At 65.2% G+C, this 17,059-nt stretch carries 15 protein-coding genes; 5 read left to right on the top strand and 10 right to left on the bottom strand.

What is annotated here, in order from left to right:
* Nucleotides 1-2 precede the first annotated feature (2 nt).
* The 6 genes from HMPREF1136_RS07385 to dinB form a co-directional block, all read right to left on the bottom strand.
* On the bottom strand, nt 3-1,736 hold the full coding sequence (locus HMPREF1136_RS07385) for a peptidoglycan D,D-transpeptidase FtsI family protein (protein WP_034505355.1): 1,734 nt from the start codon (nt 1,734-1,736) through the stop codon (nt 3-5).
* Between the two features lie 17 nt (nt 1,737-1,753).
* A complete protein-coding gene (locus HMPREF1136_RS07380) occupies nt 1,754-2,146 on the bottom strand; it encodes a membrane protein (RefSeq protein ID WP_009648709.1) in 393 nt (130 codons plus the stop codon).
* Entirely contained in the window at nt 2,143-3,168 is a 1,026-nt protein-coding gene (gene rsmH, locus HMPREF1136_RS07375) for a 16S rRNA (cytosine(1402)-N(4))-methyltransferase RsmH (protein ID WP_009648688.1), read from the bottom strand. The genes HMPREF1136_RS07380 and rsmH overlap by 4 nt, the downstream gene beginning before the upstream one ends.
* 114 nt (nt 3,169-3,282) lie before the next feature.
* Nucleotides 3,283-3,714: a division/cell wall cluster transcriptional repressor MraZ gene (gene mraZ / locus HMPREF1136_RS07370; protein ID WP_034505352.1), complete on the bottom strand. Its 432-nt coding sequence runs from the start codon at nt 3,712-3,714 to the stop codon at nt 3,283-3,285.
* Nucleotides 3,715-4,288: 574 nt separating this feature from the next.
* Nucleotides 4,289-4,708, bottom strand: coding sequence for a DUF3040 domain-containing protein (locus HMPREF1136_RS07365; protein WP_009648723.1), 420 nt, complete (start codon nt 4,706-4,708; stop codon nt 4,289-4,291).
* Between the two features lie 67 nt (nt 4,709-4,775).
* Nucleotides 4,776-6,113 (bottom strand): DNA polymerase IV, encoded by a 1,338-nt coding sequence (gene dinB, locus HMPREF1136_RS07360; RefSeq protein WP_009648695.1) that lies wholly within the window; start codon nt 6,111-6,113, stop codon nt 4,776-4,778.
* A gap of 48 nt (nt 6,114-6,161) precedes the next feature.
* Between dinB and HMPREF1136_RS07355 the strand changes: the two genes are divergently transcribed.
* The gene (locus HMPREF1136_RS07355; RefSeq protein ID WP_198002826.1) at nt 6,162-6,983 is read left to right on the top strand and encodes a spermidine synthase; all 822 of its coding nucleotides are present in this window, start codon (nt 6,162-6,164) and stop codon (nt 6,981-6,983) included.
* A gap of 97 nt (nt 6,984-7,080) precedes the next feature.
* Here the strand turns inward: HMPREF1136_RS07355 and HMPREF1136_RS07350 are convergent, their stop codons facing one another.
* Entirely contained in the window at nt 7,081-8,157 is a 1,077-nt protein-coding gene (locus HMPREF1136_RS07350) for a PAC2 family protein (protein ID WP_009648711.1), read from the bottom strand.
* A 181-nt stretch (nt 8,158-8,338) separates the two neighbouring features.
* Here HMPREF1136_RS07350 and HMPREF1136_RS07345 point away from each other — a divergent pair, with 181 nt between their 5' ends.
* From HMPREF1136_RS07345 to HMPREF1136_RS07335, 3 genes are all read left to right on the top strand, one after another.
* Complete coding sequence (locus HMPREF1136_RS07345; protein WP_009648698.1) at nt 8,339-10,612, top strand: HelD family protein; 2,274 nt, start codon at nt 8,339-8,341, stop codon at nt 10,610-10,612.
* A 60-nt stretch (nt 10,613-10,672) separates the two neighbouring features.
* Nucleotides 10,673-11,878 carry a phosphoglycerate dehydrogenase gene (gene serA / locus HMPREF1136_RS07340; RefSeq protein WP_009648691.1) on the top strand — a complete coding sequence of 402 codons (1,206 nt, stop codon included), beginning with the start codon at nt 10,673-10,675 and terminating at the stop codon, nt 11,876-11,878.
* 87 nt (nt 11,879-11,965) lie between these two features.
* The gene (locus HMPREF1136_RS07335; protein ID WP_009648725.1) at nt 11,966-13,918 is read left to right on the top strand and encodes an AMP-binding protein; all 1,953 of its coding nucleotides are present in this window, start codon (nt 11,966-11,968) and stop codon (nt 13,916-13,918) included.
* Nucleotides 13,919-13,971: 53 nt separating this feature from the next.
* Here the strand turns inward: HMPREF1136_RS07335 and nrdR are convergent, their stop codons facing one another.
* The gene (gene nrdR, locus HMPREF1136_RS07330; RefSeq protein ID WP_009648689.1) at nt 13,972-14,529 is read right to left on the bottom strand and encodes a transcriptional regulator NrdR; all 558 of its coding nucleotides are present in this window, start codon (nt 14,527-14,529) and stop codon (nt 13,972-13,974) included.
* A 55-nt stretch (nt 14,530-14,584) separates the two neighbouring features.
* Nucleotides 14,585-15,049, bottom strand: a complete 465-nt coding sequence (locus tag HMPREF1136_RS07325; RefSeq protein ID WP_009648721.1) for a LysM peptidoglycan-binding domain-containing protein — start codon at nt 15,047-15,049, stop codon at nt 14,585-14,587.
* 185 nt (nt 15,050-15,234) lie between these two features.
* On the opposite strand from HMPREF1136_RS07325, the gene lexA reads away from it, so the two are divergent.
* Nucleotides 15,235-15,915 carry a transcriptional repressor LexA gene (gene lexA, locus HMPREF1136_RS07315; protein ID WP_009648719.1) on the top strand — a complete coding sequence of 227 codons (681 nt, stop codon included), beginning with the start codon at nt 15,235-15,237 and terminating at the stop codon, nt 15,913-15,915.
* 65 nt (nt 15,916-15,980) lie between these two features.
* Here the strand turns inward: lexA and HMPREF1136_RS07310 are convergent, their stop codons facing one another.
* Nucleotides 15,981-16,970 (bottom strand): L-lactate dehydrogenase, encoded by a 990-nt coding sequence (locus HMPREF1136_RS07310; RefSeq protein ID WP_009648713.1) that lies wholly within the window; start codon nt 16,968-16,970, stop codon nt 15,981-15,983.
* Between the last annotated feature and the right edge of the window lie 89 nt (nt 16,971-17,059).

The following is a 17,059-nucleotide window of genomic DNA, read 5'->3' as shown; positions in this document are numbered from 1 at the left end:
GCTCACGGAGTCGTCGGGTACAGGGTAGCCGACCCAGACGAGGCCGGAATACCCAAGTTACCAACGGCAGAACGTGCTATGTCACCGAACAGAGGCGCCGACGACTCAGACGACACCGACGCCACCCTCGGATTATAGAGGACCACGGCAATGGCCAGACGCGGAGCATCAACCGGGACGATGCCGGCCGTCGTTGACACAAGGCCTGACGAACCGTCGATAATGGTCTCCGCGGTACCCGTCTTCACGGCGACGCGATACCCCGGAACCTTCGAGGCGGCTGCGGTACCCAAGTCATCTTCGACGACGGACTCCATCATGGTCAGCAGCTGCGAGGCAGTCGTCGCCTCCAGGACCTGCACCGGCTGGGTCCCCTCAGGAACCTCGACCGTGCCATCCGCGTTCGTCCACGACTTCACGATGTGCGGCATGATACGCACGCCACCGTTTGCGATCGTCGCGAGCGCCGACGCCTCCTGAACCGCCGTAATCGCGTACGCCTGACCGAACATCGTCACGTAACGGTCACGGCCCTGCCACTCGTCGGAACTGCGCAGTAGGCCAGCCGACTCACCGGGCAGCTCGATACCCGTCTCCTGGCCAAAGCCGAAGGCACGCATCATCGAATAGCGCTGATCATCCGTCATCGTCTGACCAATCAGCACGGTACCCGTGTTCGACGACTCGGCCAGCACGCCCGTCGCCGTCAGCTTCTCACCACCATGTTCATGGAAGTCCGTGATCGGGCCGCCCGCGTCCGGCAGATTCAGCGAGTAGGGAACCTGGAACACGCTGGTCGGCGTAATCGTCCCCTGGTTCAGGGCAGCACCCACGGTAATGAGCTTTCCCACCGAACCCGGCTCAAAGGTGTCCTGCACGGCATGCACCTTCTGCGGGTGAGCATTGTCCGGCTCCTTCGAGTTCGAGTCGGCTATTACCAGAATATGGCCCGTCGCGACGTCCTCGATAACGACCGTTCCCCAGTCCGCCTGGTGCTTCGCGACACGCACATCCAACAGGTCCTGAACCTGATGCTGCAGATCAGCGTGGATCGTCAGCTCCACCGATCCGCCGTTCTTCGGCTCGACCGTGGTGCGCTTACCGCCCGGCATGACCGCGCCATTGGGAGCGATCTCGAAGGCCTGCGCGCCCGGGGTACCCGTCAGCAGCTGGTCAAACTGAGCTTCCATACCCGACGACCCATGCCCCTCGGCATTCACCGTACCAATAACGGGGGCCGCGACGTTCCCATTCGGATACTCACGCTCAAAGACCGACTCCCACTCGATTCCATAAATGTCGAGCTTGCGGATCTCTCGGTAGGTCACCGCGTCAACGTTGCGCTTGATGTACTCGTAGGTTGACTCCCCCAGCATCATGCCGCCCAGTTCCGCCTCATCCACGCCCAGGAGAGGGGCGAGCTGATGGGCGGCCTCGGCCGGGCCACGACCGACCTCGTTGCCGTCGTCATCGTAGTGAACGTAGGAACGAATGTTCACCTGGTTCACCGCAATGTCGTAGGTCTGGATCGAGTTCGCCAGCACGACGCCCGTCGCGTCCGTGATCGACCCGCGCGCTGCGGCAACAGCGGTCGACGACGTGCGCACGCGCTGCCCCTGGGCGGCCAACACCGGCCCTTCAATGATCTGAAGCTGCACTAAACGCACGCCGCATAGACACATCGCGCCGATCAGGATCACGAGGATCCAGCGCGAGCGCGATATAACGCTATCCATAGGCACTGGGGTCTGTCTTACTTCGCGGGGGTCCCGCCTTCAACGGTTCCCGTCTCAAGCGTGATGAAGCCCGAGGCACCCGCAGGCACCATACCGTTCGCCTTCGCTGCCTTCTCGAGTTCCGTCGGCGAGGCCTTACGGTCCAGCTCGGCACGCATCGTCCAGGCCTGAGCCTCCAGCTCGTTGAGCTGAAGCTGCTGCTCGCGAATCGCGAAGGATGTCTGAGCCATACGCGTGTTCAGGACCATCGACGCCAGCACGGAGGCCAGCGCGACGGTCACCACCAGCATGAGGATGGCCACGACTGATCGACGCGGGCGAGTCCCCTCGACGACGTGAAACTCGCGGACCTCCTCACGGCGCAACTCCGGACGTGCCGCGGGGCGGGCTTTGGCGGTTGCTGCACTCATGAGAGATCCTTCCAGTCGCGGATGAGTTGAGCTCCGCGCAGTCGCACGGAAGCAGATCGTGGGTTGTGGTCTTGTTCAGCTCGGTCGGCTCTTCCTGCACCCTTGGTGAGAAGCCGCAGGCTGGGAGCCATGTCGTCGGGAATAATCGGCAGCCCGGGAGGGGCGGCACTGCTGGATCCGCGCCGCAGCACATCCTTGACTATTCGATCTTCCAAGCTCTGGTAGGACTCGACGACCAGTCGTCCTCCCACTCGCAAGCTCGCCAGGGCTTTGGGCAGCGCCCGCTCCAAGATCGTAAGCTCGTCGTTCACGGCCACGCGCAGCGCCTGGAACGTGCGCTTGGCGGGGTTACCGCCCGTGCGCCTGGCCGGCGCGGGAATGGCCTCACGAATAATGTCGACGAGTTCTCCAGTGCGCGTGATCGGCGCTTCGTCCCGACGCCGGATGATCAGCCGCGCGATGCGCGGTGCGAACTTCTCCTCGCCGTAGGTGCGCAAGATACGGATCAGTTCGCCTTCCGAGGCCGTGGCCAGCAGGTCCGCTGCGCTGGGTCCGCTCGTGGCGTCCATCCGCATGTCAAGCGGTGCATCCTTGGAATAGGCGAAGCCACGCTCGGCCTCGTCCAGCTGCAGGGACGAGACGCCCAGATCCATGAGGACACCATCCACCCGCGCTCCCACGCCACACTGGCGCGCCACGGCCTCGTCAATGCAGTCGTAGGTCGTGTGCACCGCGCGGAAGCGATCCCCGAAGCGCTCGAGGCGGGCCGAGGCCAGGTCAATAGCCTGCGGGTCTCGGTCAATGCCGATGACGGTCAGTTCGGGGAATCTTTCGAGCGCGCCCTCCGTGTGCCCGCCCATGCCCAGGGTGGCGTCGACCAGGACCGCACCGGGTCCCTCAATCGCGGGGGCCAGCATGTCGAGGCACTCGGCGAGAAGGACCGGGACGTGACGCTCGGCGGCGGGGCGACCGAGATCGGAGCGGCGCGACGAATCGCGCACCGTCTCAGGTGCATCAGTCATGTCGCGCCTCCTTCCACGCTCACTCGTGTTCGATCCGTCCACCCAGGTCCCCCACCGTGCTCCGCCATCGGGGAAGTGATGTCGGAACAGCGGGCGGAGACCTCGGAGTACGGGTCAGAACATCCCGGGGATAATTTCTTCTGCTGTATTGGAGAACACCTCCTCCTGGACCGCGAGATACTCGCGCCAGGCCGAGGCATTCCATATTTCTGCTCGCGATCCCGCGCCGATGACGGCGAGTTCGCGATCCAGACCGGCGTACGCACGCAGATCTGCCGGGACGCTAATGCGTCCCTGTTTGTCAGGAACTTCCTTATAGGCTCCCGAGAGCATCACGCGGATCCAGTCGCGGGCCTGCTTGGAGGTCAGGGGGGCGCGACGCAGCTCCTCGGTCATACTCTCGAATTCCGCGGCGGGGAATGCATAGATGCAGTGCTCTTGTCCGCGAGTGAGGACAATCCCGCCCTGCATGTCTTCGCGAAATCGCGCGGGCAGAAACATGCGCCCTTTGTCGTCGAGCTTAGGTTCGTACGTACCAAGGAACATGTCACCCCCTCCCTTGTTCGGAACTTTCCCCCACTTTAACCCACTTCGCACCATATTTACAGGGAAAGGGGCGGCGTGGCGCTCAATACTTTGCGCCTTTTTGGCGAGTTAGCAACGAAAATAGGCTGTGGAGAAAAGTGGGGAAATATATGACACATATCATGCCGCGCATGACTGGAGTGATACAGCGCTAACAAACCCCAAAACTGATCTTTTGGGGATTATTCAGCTCTCGGGGACGAGGCCGAGGTTTAACGACAGGGAACTGAGCCATCTCGGGGTGGAAAGTGGAGAGGCCCCCGGGAACACAGTGGGGAGCAAGATGGAGCAGACCATGGAGCACAGTGGGGAGCGGGGTGGAGCGACCCCGGGGAGCACAGTGGGGAGCGGGGTGGAGCGACCCCGGGGAGCACAGTGGAGAGCGGGGTGGAGCGACCCCGCGGGACACGGCGGGGAGCAAGGTGGAGCTGCCCCGTAGAGCACAGTGGGGAGCGGGGTGGGGACTACTCCCCACGCAGCGCGAAGCGGGGGTGCGCGCCGCGCTCCCCCGCTCTTTCTTGCCGTGTCGGTCGACTCAGTCGTCGTTCTTACGGTCGTCCCAGCGACGCTCCTGATCCTGGATGAACGAATCCCAGCCACCGCTCTCGTTGTTCTTCTTCTGCTTGGGGGCACGGGAGCGGTCAGAGGACGCAGCCTCCGGGCGAGACAGCGCGTACAGGATCCCGGCGACGGTGAGGGCGAAGCCCGCGACACCCAAGAGGATCGAGATGATCGAGTAGCCCAGCGAGACTGCGACGACCAGGACGACCATGCCCAGGACGGCCCCAGCAAAACCGAGAGCAATGCGACGAGGGGTCCTCGGTCCTCGGGCGGACTCGTTGTCATCTTCGTCGAGGGTCGGGGAAGACATCTGCGAGGCCAACGCGGGATCTTCCTCGCGCAGAGACGCTTCCATCTGCTCGAGGATCTTCTTCTCATACTCGGTGAGAGCCATTGCCTGCCCCTTTCGGACGATTACTGATTCAAGCTTAGCGTGCACCCGGTGCCTGCGACGAACCAGCTCACAGGAGCGTCCCCTGCTCGCCACGGCCCCGCGCGTCACCGCCCTGTCGGGCCGATGCCTCGGCACTGCGAGAACCCTGACCAGCCTGCGCAGCGTCACCGCCGAACGAACGGCGAGCGGGAACATGAGTACCCAGAAGGGTCGCGGGTGCCAGGGCACCGGCACCGAACTTGGAGCGAATCTGATCCATCGCACGTTCGGAGGCCGCTGGTTTTTCGTCTCGGTCCAGGGTCACGGCGACGCCGTCGGAGCGGGACTGCAATCCCTCGACGCGCACGCCGAACAGGCGCACTCCCCCGATGGGCATGTCCTCCCGAGCAAACAGAGACTGCGCAGCACGGGCGATATCGCGTCCGGTGTCGGTGGGTGCGACCAGGCTGATGCTGCGCGTGATCGTATGAAAGTCAGCGCCACGCATCTTGATACCGACGGTCCATCCGACGACCCCGCCGGAGCGCAGCCTGCGCGCACAGTCGTGGGAGGCAGCCAGGATGAACTGCTCGATCTGCGTCCGCGAGCGCACGTCGTCTTCGAAGGTGCGTTCCATGCCGACTGATTTTTCGGGGCGAGAGGTTGATACGGCGCGTGGGTCGATGCCCCAGGATAGGTCGTGGAGGTGGTGGGCTGATGCGACGCCGAGGAGTTTGGTGAGGCGGGTGATGGGTGTGTGGGCGAGGTCGCCGATGGTGTCGATGCCCTCTCGGTCGAGGATGGCACCGGTTCTGCCGCCGACTCCCCAGAGGGCTCCGACGGGGAGGCCGTGTAGGAACTCGACTGTCGCGTCCTTGGGGATGAGGAGGAGGCCGTCTGGTTTGGCGTGTGAGGAGGCGATTTTGGCGACGGATTTGGTGGCGGCGATGCCCACGGATGCGGGGAGGCCGACGGCCTCGCGGATGCGGGTGCGGATGAGGCGGGCGATGTGGGTGGGTGAGCCGAGACGACGGCGTGAACCAGCTACGTCGAGGAATGCTTCGTCGATGGAGACTTGTTCGAGGGCGGGCGTGATTGTCGCGAGGATCCCCATGACCTGGTGGGAGTAGTGCCGGTAGAGGGCGTGGTTGCCGGGGATGAACGCGGCTGTGGGGCACAGGGCGCGGGCGCGTGAGGTGGGCATGCCGGCGCGTACGCCGAGGGCGCGGGCTTCGTAGGTGGCGGATGTGACGACGCCGCGGCCGGAGGTGCCGCCGACGACGATGGGGCGTCCGATCAGGGAGGGGTCTTCGCGCATCTCGACCTGTGCGAAGAAAGAGTCCATGTCGACGTGGAGGATCGGGGTGGCGGAGTCGTCGGATCCCCAGTCGCGTTTGGCGCGCGCGTCCCTGGGAGCGTTTGACATGTCACCTCCTGAAGCAGCGAGCGCAATCCCGTGGTTACAGTGTCCACCATGGCACGCTTATCTTCGTCACGCGACATCTCCTTCGAGACGGATGCCGGGGCGGCGCGTATCCGTTGGGATGGTCCGCGCGCGACGTTGTTCTTGGACGGGGTTGAGTCTTCGGCGGTGGATACGTCGGATCCGACCTACCTGGAGTTTGAGTACATGCAGCACATGAGCGCGGTTGTGCGCGCCGTGTGGGGTGCGCAGGATCGTTTCCGTGCGTTGCATGTGGGTGGCGCGGCGTGTGCTCTGGCGTGCGCGTGGTCGGCCTCGTACCCGTCCTCCCGACACGTGGCCGTGGAGGTGGATCGGCTTTTGGCTGAGCAGGTGCGCGAGCATTTCCCGATCCCGAAGGCCCCGCAGGTGAAGATCCGCGTAGGTGATGGCCGCTCGGTCGTGGAGGCGACGCGCGAGGGTTCTTTCGATGTGATCGTACGCGATGCGTTTGCCTCGGGTGTGACGCCCGCTCACCTGCGTACGCTCGAGTGCGCTCGGCTTGTTCGTCGCGCGTTGACGGGTAGGGGCGTGTACCTGGTGAATTGCGCGCATGGGGGCGCGGCTAACGCCCGCCAGGATGTGGCGGCGCTGCAGGAGATCTTTCCTTTCGTCGCCTCGATTCAGGATCCGAAGGTGGGCCGCAGCGGTCGGCGCGGCAATGTGGTTGCCGTGGCGTGCAATGAGGGTGTCGTGAACGTGGATGACATCGACCGGGCTCTGCGCATGCTGGCCTTGCCCGCGCGCATCACGAGGCCTCGCGAGCTGGAGCGTTGGGTGGCGGGGTGCCCCGCACTCACAGACGAGCAGGTCGGCTATCCCCCGGCTCACTGACGAGGCCTGCCCCCGTTCGCCGGTCGGCGTCCCGGGCACGTGGAACCGTGGGCACGACGCGGGTGCTCAGGGGCACTGCCTGCGGTTGCCCTGACGCTCAGGCGCGATGACGCGGCGTGGCGGGGCCGGGGCCTTTGCCCTTGCGGCGAGCTTCGACGCGGGCGAGCACATCTTCGAGGGTGTCAGGCTTGGGAGGGGTCTCCGAGTCATCGACGAGGGACGCGCGCTGAACGGATTCCAGCTCTTCGGCCTTAGCGCGGGAGACCTGCGCCAGATAGGCCTCGATGACGTCGCCGATGTCCTTGGTGGACTTATCCTCATCCCGGGCTGCGGCAGGCGTAGCCATGCCGGCCAGCGGGATCGCGCCGTCCCCGCCGCTCCACGCATCGAAGTGTTCCTCGAGGTTGGAGACGGTGTGGGAAATCTCGGGGTTGGATTCGACGAGCTTCTCGATGTTCTCCTGGTCCTGCGCAGCGCCCTGTTCGAGGTCGCCAACGGGCAGGGACAGGTCCGCGAACTTCGCGAACGAGGTGAGCAGCGCCGAAGAGGCCGCCGGATAGCCGGTGTCCGACATGTAGTACGGGACGGCACCGAGCAGCGCGAGTCCGCCAATGCCTCGTTGACCCAGACGGATCTGCACGAAGGTGGAAAGGGGCGCGGGGAACTGCATGTGGTTCGCAATCTTGGTTCCGCCCGAAGGCAGCAGGGAGGCATCGGTCGCCTGGACATGGACGGGGGTCGGCCGCGTGTGGGGTACGCCCGAGGGCACGCCGTGCAGCGAGAAAGTGATCTCGACGCCCGCGCGCTCGCAAATGTCGTTGATAGCGTTCGTGAAGGACTCCCAGTGTGAGTCCGGCTCGGCACCGTGCAGGACCAAGATCGGGTTACCCATGTCGTCCTCCACCAGGTCGAGGACGGTTTCGGGCATCACCATGTCCGGGGACGACACCCAGTCATTGACGGTCACGATCGGCCGGTGGGACCGATAGTCCATGAGCGCGTCGGCGTCGAAGGTCGCAACGCGTTCATTGTGCAGGGAGCGCAGCATCTGCCCAATCGCCAGGCGTCCGGCGGCACCTGCGTCAATCGCCCCATCGAAATGGATGAGGAGAATCTTGGCCTTCGCGCCTGCGGCGGGCCCGTCCTTGTAAAGGTCGGTCGCGGTGATGCTCACGTCATCCTCCTCATGCTCGATCTAGCGCCTCATGTCTAACGTACCCGCGTGGCCCCCTTCGCGTCATGCGGGGACGCGTTTTGAGCTGGGGGCGTAGGGCAGCGATTCGAATATCGGCTGCTCACAGCATAACGACGAAAAGTGAGCGACAATAGAAGGCCACCAAAATCGAGGAGGACCCATGACTACGGGCGCACGCCAGCACTCACACGCGGATCTTCCGTTGCCCGAACAGGACTTCGTCGACGCCGCCTACGAGCGCCTGGACGCTCTGCGCGCTTCCTATCGGGACCGCCAGGGCCGCGTCCATTCGACGCACGGGGTTGGCAACGCGCAAGCCTGGACGGAGCGCGAGGCCCTGTCCGCGCATCTGGGTGAGATGGCGGCACGCCTCGAGGGCGTGGAGGAGCGTCTCGTGTTCGGCCGACTCGACATGGTGGACGCCTCGACGCGCCACGTGGGTCGCCTATCGCTGTCGCGTGAGGACGGCACTCCCCTGCTCGTGGACTGGCGCGCCCCAGCCGCGCGCCCTTTCTACCAGGCGACGTCGGCCGAACCAGACGGCGTCGTGCGTCGGCGCCACATTTCGACCCGGAACCGGCGCGTGACTGCCCTGGAGGACGAACTCCTCGACGCCTCGGGTGCCGAGGGCCTGGAACTGCAGGGCGAGGGCGCTCTCATGCACGCCCTGAGCGAGGCGCGCGACGGCCGTATGGGCGACATCGTCGCCACCATCCAGTCTGAGCAGGACCGCATCATCCGCGCCTCCGACAAAGGCCTCCTGGTCGTCCAGGGCGGCCCAGGCACAGGCAAGACTGCGGTCGCGCTACACCGCATCGCCTACCTGCTGTACGCGCACCGCGAGCGCCTGGAGCGCTCGGGTGTCCTCCTGGTGGGGCCTTCGCGTCTATTCCTGCGCTACATTGAGCAGGTTCTTCCATCCCTGGGTGAAACCGGCGTCGTATCGGTGACGATGGGAGACCTCGTGCCGGGCGTGCACGCGCGTGCGTCTGAGGACGAGGCCGTGGCTCGGATTAAGGGACTGCCGGCGTGGGCGGCGATCATTAAGGAGGCGGTGCGTCAGCTCGCGAAGCTCCCCAAGGGGGACCAGGAGCTGCGCGTGTGGAACCGGACGGTGACGCTGACGCAGGCGGACGTCGAAGGGGCGCGTCGGCGCGCCAAGCGTTCGGGGCGCCCGCACAACGTGGCGCGCGAGTTTTTCGCACGCGAACTCATGGACGTGCTGGCGCTGCGTCTGGCGCGCGAGGCCGGGGACGCGGACTCGGAAGGCCACGTCGATCCCGATGTCAAGCGCTCGTGGCTCATCGAGATCCGTGACTCGGTGGATTGCCGCCGTGCAATCAACACGGCGTGGATGCCGACCAGCGCGCAGACGCTGCTGCGTCGCCTGTATGCCCGCCCGGAGGTGCTGGCGTCCGCGAATCGGCGTGCGAAGTCCCCTCTGCGGCCCGACGAGCTGGCCCTCCTCGTGCGCCCGCGCTCAGCGCCTTGGACGATCTCAGATGTTCCGATCCTGGACGAGTGCGAGGAACTCCTGGGGCCCATGCCGACCACGTCGGCACCCACGCAGAAGGCGGACGCGGCCGAGATCGAGCGTGCGCGCGCCGCGATTGAGGGGCAAAACCTCGGTGGCGGCATCGTCACCGCGCAGATGCTCGCCGAGCATACGGCCGTCCAGGAAACGTGGACTCCCCTGGCCGAGCGTGCGGCCAAGGACCGTGCGTGGGCGTACGGCCACATTGTGGTCGACGAGGCGCAGGAGCTCTCCCCCATGGCGTGGCGTGCGTTGCTGCGCCGCTGCCCGTCTCGCTCCTTCACGGTCGTCGGCGACCTCGATCAGCGCCGCGGCTCAAAGCGTCCCGGCTCGTGGGAGAAGGCTCTGGGTCCCGCGGCCCGAGCCTTCGCCGCCGAGTATGCGCTCACCGTGTCGTACCGTACCCCCGCGACGCTCACGACCCTCGCTGAGGGCGTCGTGGCACGTGCGGGGGCACCCGTCCTCTACCCTATGACCGCCGTGCGCGACGTCGAGGGTTGCTACCGCGTCACCCACGTGGAGGCACCCGAGGATGCCACGGCCTCGTCCCGAAGCACCGATCCCCTGTGGGAGGCCGCGCACCAGGCCCAGCAGGTCGCCGAGGAACGCCTTGACCGTGAGGCGGGTGCTTCCCGCGGACGCGTCGCCATCATCGTCGGCGCGCAGCGCGCCCGCGCGTGGGGGGCCGACGTGGACGGGGAGACCGCCTTGTCCGAGCGCGTCGCCCTGCTGTCCGCCAATGCGTCAAAGGGGCTCGAGTTTGACTCCGTCGTCCTCGTGGAACCCGGTGAGATCATGAGCGACGGCATCGGCGACCTGTTTGTCGCCCTGACGCGCGCCACCCACGACGTTCACGTCGTCCATGCCGGCCAGCTACCCGCCGGCATGGAAGAGTGGTAATCAGTGACCACACAGTGACAACGGCGTACTAACTGCGCTTTCATCTGCCATGATGGAGTCATGACACGAGCATTACTCTTGGAAAATCCTCACTCAATCGCCGACGACATCTTCGCGAAGTTTGGCATTGAGGTCACCCGCGTGACGGGTGCCCTGTCCGAGGACGACCTGATTGACGCGCTCGACGGCGTGGACTACCTGGGCCTGCGTTCCAAGACCGAGGTCACCGAGCGCGTGCTGCGCGCTCGCCCGAACCTGAAGGCTATCGGTGCCTTCTGCATCGGCACCAACCAGATCGACCTGGCTACGGCCACCGAGATGGGCATCGCCGTGTTCAATGCCCCCTACTCCAACACGCGCTCCGTCGTCGAGCTAGCCATCGGCGAGATCATCGATCTGTCGCGCCGCGTCACCGTCAAGAACTCGCGCCTGCACCGCGGCGTGTGGGACAAGAGCGCCGACGGTGCCCACGAGGTGCGCGGACACACTCTCGGCATCATCGGCTACGGCAACATCGGCACGCAGCTCTCCGTCCTCGCCGAGGCCATGGGCCTCAACGTCATCTTCTACGACGCCGCCGAGCGCCTCGCCCTGGGCAACGCCACACAGATGCCCACCATGGAGGCCGTGCTGCGCGAAGCCGACATCATCTCCGTGCACGTGGACGGCCAGGAGTCCAACACCAACCTGATCGGTCGCACCGAATTCGAACTCATGAAGCCCGGTGCCCTGTTCATCAATCTCTCGCGCGGACACGTCGTCGACGTGGACGCCCTGCACGCCGCACTCGTCTCCGGCCACCTCGGTGGTGCAGCCATTGACGTGTTCCCGGAGGAGCCACGCGCCAACGGCGACCCCTTCACGTCCCCCTTGGCCACCCTCGACAACGTCATCCTCACCCCCCACATCGGCGGATCCACTGAGGAAGCGCAGTACGACATCGGCCGATTCGTCGCCGCGAAGATCGGCGAGTACCAAGCCAGCGGCTCGACCGACATGAGCGTCAACCTGCCGAACCTGACGATGAACATCGGCAAGCGCTCGCGCTACCGCGTGCGCCTCATCCACCGCAATGTGCCCGGCGTCATGGCACGCGTCAACCAGATCTTCGCCTCCTCCGAGGCCAACGTCGACGCGCAGATTCTGGCCACCATGGACGAGGTCGGCTACGTGCTCACCGACATCTCAGCGGGTCTGGGACGCGAGGCCCTCGAAGAGCTGAGCCACCTGCCCGAGACCATCCGACTGATTGCGACTCCGCTGTAAAGACTGTCACGTTCGTCGCGTTGCCAGCTGGTCAAATGCGGCCCTAACTTACGGTATCGTAGGGGCAGCATCACCGAAGGAGCAGAGATGGATCTGACGTCACGGCTGCGAGCGTTCTACGCGCCCGGGGTCGCCTACGAAATCGCAACTCCGGATCAACCGATCCCGAACATGGTCCTGGAGGTCGCCTCCCGCTACCCCACTCGCGCAGCCATCGACTTTTTCGCCCGTCAGCTCAGCTACTCCGAGCTGGCCCAGGACATGCGTCGATGCGCGGGCGCGCTGCATCAGGCGGGCGTGCGCCCCGGCGACCGTGTCGCCCTCGTCATGCCGAATTGTCCTCAGCATGCGGTCGCCGTCCTCGGCACGATGCTACTGGGGGCCATCGTCGTCGAACACAACCCCCTAGCTCCCTCGGGCGAACTCCAGAACGAATACAAGCGCCACGGTGCCCGCGTCACCATCGCCTGGTCCAAGACCCTGGAGAAGCTCACCTTCCTCGGACGAGGCCACACCACCTTCTCCGTGGACCTGGCCAGCGCACTACCCGCTGCCTCACGCCTGGCACTCAAGCTGCCGTTGAAGGCGGCGCGCGAGAAGCGCGATCAACTCGGCAGCCCGCGCCCGGCGTGGGCACGCTCGTGGACGCGCGCAATGCGCGCCGCGAGGCCGTGGGAGGACCCCTGCGCCTCCTCCGTGGAGGACATCGCCCTCCTCATCCACACCGGCGGCACGACGGGCATACCGAAGGCGGCCGCGCTCACGCACGCGAATCTACAAGACAACGTGGAACAGTGCATTGCGTGGGTATCCGTCCTCCACGAGGGTGCCGAGGTCTTCTACTGCATCCTCCCCCTCTTCCACGCCTTCGGTTTCACGGCGAGCTTCCTGGCTGGCCTGCGCCTGGGCGCAACCATCGCCATGTTCCCGAAGTTCGACACGACGCTCGTGCTCGCCGCCCAGCGCCGCCTCCCCTGCACGTTCTTCCTGGGCGTTCCCCCCATGTACGAACGCCTTCTGGCAGCAGCCGAAGGCACGGACGCCGACCTATCTTCCATCCATTTCTCCCTGTCCGGCGCGATGCCTCTGTCGGCACCGCTAGCCCAGAAATGGGAGGAAGCGACCGGCGGTCTCATGATCGAGGGCTATGGCATGACCGAGGCCTCTCCGGTCCTCCTCGGCTCGCCCTTGGCTTCCTCGCGCGCACGCGGGGCGCTCGGCCTGCCTTTCCCCTCCACGCGCGTGCGTATCGTCGATCCCGAGAATCCCACCCGCGACGTTGCCGACGGCGACGTCGGCGAACTCATCGCATCGGGTCCTCAGGTCTTTTCCGGCTACTGGAACCAGGACGACGAAACCGCCGAAGTCTTCACCTCCGACGGCTGGCTGCGCACCGGCGACCTGGTCCAGGTGCGCGACGGTTTCATCTACATGGCGGACCGCCGCAAGGAGATGATCAATTCCTCCGGTTTCAACGTCTACCCCTCCCAGGTGGAGGACGCCGTGCGCTCCATGCCGGGCGTGGCCGACGTCGCCGCCGTCGGCGTGCCCGCTGGAGAGAGAGGTGAAGACGTTGTCGCCGCCATCGTTCTCGAGGCCGGCGCCTCGGTAACGCTCGCTGAGCTGCGCAAGTGGGCTGAAAAGTCTCTCGCCCACTACGCGTTGCCCCGCCAGATCGTCGTCATGAGCGAGCTGCCGCGCTCGCAGCTGGGCAAGGTCATGCGCAAAAAGGTACGCGAGCAGATCATGGGCGCGCAGGTAGCCGCGACCGAGGCCGTTGCCGGGGCACGCGAGGCCATGTCTGAAGCCGTGGCCGGAGCGCGCGACACGATGTCCGAAAAGGTCGCCGTCGTCCGCGAATCCATGTCCGAGGCCGTAGCCGGAGCGCGCGACACGATGTCCGAAAAGGTCGCCGTTGCCCGCGAATCCATGTCCGAGGCCGTGGCCGGGGCACGCGAATCGGTGGCCGAAGCGTCGAGCGAAGCCATGCGCCGCCTGACCACGACAACGAGCGGCCGCGCCAATCAGGACGAGAAGTAGGCTTCGTTCATCGCAGCAGTGATGAGTCACCAGCAGGGCGTGGGGTGCGGGCGCTACTCGTCTCCGAGCAGCGCCTGCCCCGCAGTACGCTTGCGGCTAGTACGAGGCTTACGCGCCTTCTTCGAGGCCACCGGCGTCTGCTCAGGAGATGCACTCTCGCCCGCCTGCGAGCGTTCACGCAGCGCCTGAATGGCCTCCTCGAAGTCCTCGAGGGTGTCGAAGGCCCGGTACACGGAGGCGAAGCGCAGGTAGGCGATGACATCGAGGTCGCGCAAGAACGGCAAGATAGCCTTGCCAACCTCGTTCGTGGAGACGTTGGAGACACCGGTGGAGCGCAGCTGCTCCTCCACCTGCTGGGCGAGGATCGCGAGCTGATCGTCGGAGACGGGCCTGCCCTGGCATGCCTTTTTCACGCCGGACACGACCTTGTTGCGCGAGAAGGATTCGACCACACCGGAACGCTTCACCACCTGGAACGACGATGTCTCCAGAGTTGTGAAACGCTTCTTGCAGTGCGTGCACTCGCGACGGCGCCGGATCGAGGCACCGTCATCGGCGATGCGCGTATCGACGACGCGCGAGTCAGGGTTATGACAGAAAGGGCAGTGCACCCCTCAACGGTACACGCTCACCCCCTCCCCTGTCCCAGGAGTCCCAGGCTCACCCCTATCGAACCGGCACGACGACGCGCTGCCCGGGATGGATGGCACCACTGATGTCATTAAGGCGTTCGATATCCGCGACAATCTCTTCGAGCGGACGCTCACTGCGAACGTTTTGCGCCATCGACCAAACGGAGTCCCCACTGACGGCAGCCTTAATGACGGTCGGACCGTCATAGGTATCGGGCTGGAGGGCCAGCCCCAGGATGCCCGCACCCACGGAGAGCGCGAGGGTAGCGAAAGTGCCTGCAACCATGCCCCGGCGCGAAGGCTTCTCAGGCCGACGAGGAGGCGCAGGAGGTCGCAGGAAAGCGGGATCGTCCGCCCGCTGCGCCTCGATGCGCCGTCGGACGGACGGGGCCGACGCAATGTCACGAACCGTCGCCAGGGGCGCATCCTGCGCCGGGCGTATCGGCGAGCGACGCGCGGGGAAGAAGACGGCAGGCGTGGGAGAGTACGAGACACTCATGACAACCTCCAAACAACGATATCGAACATATGTTCGTCGAACACCTGTACGATAGCATGCACCGCCGCAAATGTCGAGACCCACTCGAACATATGTTTCATATTGCGCGTTGTCGGCTTAAAATTGACGTATCCAGTGGACGGCCACCCATGCACATCTGCGTCCACACCCACGAAGGAGGGACCATGAGCGAGCGAGCGATCAGTGAGCGACACCGCGCGATCCTGCGCGTTATCAACGACAAGCTGACCTCCAGCGGCTTCCCTCCCTCTGTGCGAGAGATCGCATCCGCTGTCGGGCTGGCTTCACCCTCGACTGTCAAACACCACCTTGATGCTCTCGAATCCTCGGGCTACCTCGCGCGCGAACCCGGGCTGCCGCGCGCCCTCGACCTGACAGACAAGGCGCGACGCGCGCTCGGCGTCACCCTGCCTGGTCCGGCCTCGTCCCCCATCGTGCCCATCGAAATTCCGATGTCCCACGTGGAGGAGGAGGGCAGCGCCATCCCGCTCGTCGGCCGCATTGCCGCGGGTTCTCCCATCACCGCCGAGCAGCACATCGAAGAGGTTTTCCGCCTGCCCACCTCCATGACGGGTCACGGCGACCTCTTCATGCTCGAGGTTTCCGGCCAATCCATGATCGACGCGGGCATCTTCGACGGAGACTACGTCGTCATCCGCGCCCAAAACGACGCCAGCAATGGTGAGTTCGTGGCAGCCATGATCGACGGCGAGGCCACCGTGAAAGAGCTGTCGATCACGGATGGACACGTGTGGCTGTTGCCCCACAACAAGGACTACTCCCCCATCCCCGGCGACGAGGCCACCATCCTCGGCAAGGTCGTCACCGTTATCCGATCCCTCTGATTCCCCGCTTATAGCAATGGTGCCGACCCCGCGGGGTCGGCACCATTGACGTCGTTATGACAGGATCAGAAGCCCAGGTCGCGGGCCACCTGGCGCAGACGCTCCGCCGAGGCGGTCAGGCCGTCACGCTCGTTGAGGGTCAGCGGCGGGTTCAGGACACGTCCGGCACCGTCGCGGCCCACGATGGTCGGGGCCGCCATGACGACGTCCGAAATGCCTTCCCAATCCTCAAGCAGCGTCGAGATGGTCAGGACGCGCTGCTCGTCGCGCAGGACCGCGCCGGCGATGTTCGCGGCGGACAGGCCGATCGCGTAGTTGGTCGCGCCCTTGCCCTCGATGATCTTGTAGGCGCTCTGGACGACTTCCTGAGCGATGGAGTTGCGAAGAGCGGAGTCGAAGACGCCGCCGGACAGGGTCGGACCCCACTGGGAGAGCGGAACGTTGCCGATCTCGGCGCTGGACCACAGGGCAACCTCGGAGTCACCGTGCTCGCCGGCAACGTACGCGTGGATGTTCTGCGTGGCGACGCCGGTCTCGCGCGAAACCAGGTAGCGCAGACGCGAGGTGTCGAGCACCGTGCCCGAACCGAAGACCTGGTTGCGGGGCAGGCCGGTCAGCTTCAGGGCCACGTAGGTGACGACATCCACCGGGTTGGTGACGAACATGAAACGGGCATCGGGTGCCACGTTCTGCAGGTTCGGAACGATCTTCTTCATGAGGTTGACAGTCGAGCCAGCCAGCTCTAGGCGAGACTGACCGGGCTGCTGCTTCGCACCGGCCGTCACGATGATGAGGTCGGAACCGCGAACGATTTCGACGTCATCGGAACCCTCAATGGATCCGGCGGGGGTGAACTGAATGCCGTGGGCCATGTCGAGGGCCTCGGCCTCGACCTTAGGCTTATTAATGTCCTGAAGGACGATCGAACGAGCGTCGCCGCGCATCGCACACGCGTAAGCGACGGCCGTACCAACGGCACCGGCACCGATGATGGCAATCTTCGAAGGACGTCCAGAGGACTTTGAGGGGTACAGGGTCTGCGCTTTGTTTTCCACGTGTCTCTCCTAGTGTGAGCAGGCGTTTCCCTTGCGACAGGTCACGGGACGCCTAATGGTTAATTTACACGACTTTTCACGTGTTGAAA

The sequence above is a fragment of the Actinomyces sp. ICM47 genome, from assembly GCF_000278725.1.
Classification (GTDB): domain Bacteria; phylum Actinomycetota; class Actinomycetes; order Actinomycetales; family Actinomycetaceae; genus Pauljensenia.
This window is presented reverse-complemented; position numbering and strand designations above follow the sequence as displayed.

Excerpts from the sequence above, each read along its gene's own strand:
- serA (WP_009648691.1), top strand. The coding sequence starts at position 10,673 with ATGACACGAGCATTACTCTTGGAAAATCCTCACTCAATCGCCGACGAC.
- HMPREF1136_RS07385 (WP_034505355.1), bottom strand. The coding sequence starts at position 1,736 with ATGGATAGCGTTATATCGCGCTCGCGCTGGATCCTCGTGATCCTGATC.
- HMPREF1136_RS07355 (WP_198002826.1), top strand. The coding sequence starts at position 6,162 with ATGGCACGCTTATCTTCGTCACGCGACATCTCCTTCGAGACGGATGCC.
- HMPREF1136_RS07365 (WP_009648723.1), bottom strand. The coding sequence starts at position 4,708 with ATGGCTCTCACCGAGTATGAGAAGAAGATCCTCGAGCAGATGGAAGCG.
- HMPREF1136_RS07325 (WP_009648721.1), bottom strand. The coding sequence starts at position 15,049 with ATGAGTGTCTCGTACTCTCCCACGCCTGCCGTCTTCTTCCCCGCGCGT.
- rsmH (WP_009648688.1), bottom strand. The coding sequence starts at position 3,168 with ATGACTGATGCACCTGAGACGGTGCGCGATTCGTCGCGCCGCTCCGAT.
- dinB (WP_009648695.1), bottom strand. The coding sequence starts at position 6,113 with ATGTCAAACGCTCCCAGGGACGCGCGCGCCAAACGCGACTGGGGATCC.
- HMPREF1136_RS07380 (WP_009648709.1), bottom strand. The coding sequence starts at position 2,146 with ATGAGTGCAGCAACCGCCAAAGCCCGCCCCGCGGCACGTCCGGAGTTG.
- HMPREF1136_RS07335 (WP_009648725.1), top strand. The coding sequence starts at position 11,966 with ATGGATCTGACGTCACGGCTGCGAGCGTTCTACGCGCCCGGGGTCGCC.
- mraZ (WP_034505352.1), bottom strand. The coding sequence starts at position 3,714 with ATGTTCCTTGGTACGTACGAACCTAAGCTCGACGACAAAGGGCGCATG.
- lexA (WP_009648719.1), top strand. The coding sequence starts at position 15,235 with ATGAGCGAGCGAGCGATCAGTGAGCGACACCGCGCGATCCTGCGCGTT.
- HMPREF1136_RS07345 (WP_009648698.1), top strand. The coding sequence starts at position 8,339 with ATGACTACGGGCGCACGCCAGCACTCACACGCGGATCTTCCGTTGCCC.